General features: G+C 61.8%; 1 protein-coding gene. It reads left to right on the plus strand.

All coding sequences use genetic code 11. The features are described 5' to 3' along the window. Positions 1-220, plus strand: a 220-nt coding sequence (locus ACY0MJ_RS22555; RefSeq protein ID WP_462640797.1) for a calcium-binding protein, incomplete at both ends; no start/stop codon positions are given.

A 220-nucleotide genomic window follows, 5' to 3' on the forward strand; every position in this document is an offset into this window, starting at 1 on the left:
CACTTGGTCATCGGTCTGCGCAACAGCAGCGACGTGGTGACTGTAGAGGGCTTCTTCGGTCGCAACGACATCAACCACACCTACAGTGTGGACCGCATCGAATTTGCCGATGGCACCCTGCTGACGGATGCGCAGATCCGTGTACTGGTGCAGGCAGCAGACGCCGGGGACAACTGGATCGCCGGCCTGAACAGCTCCGACAGCCTGAGCGGCCTGGCTG

It is taken from the genome of Ramlibacter sp. bp-362 (assembly GCF_054956735.1).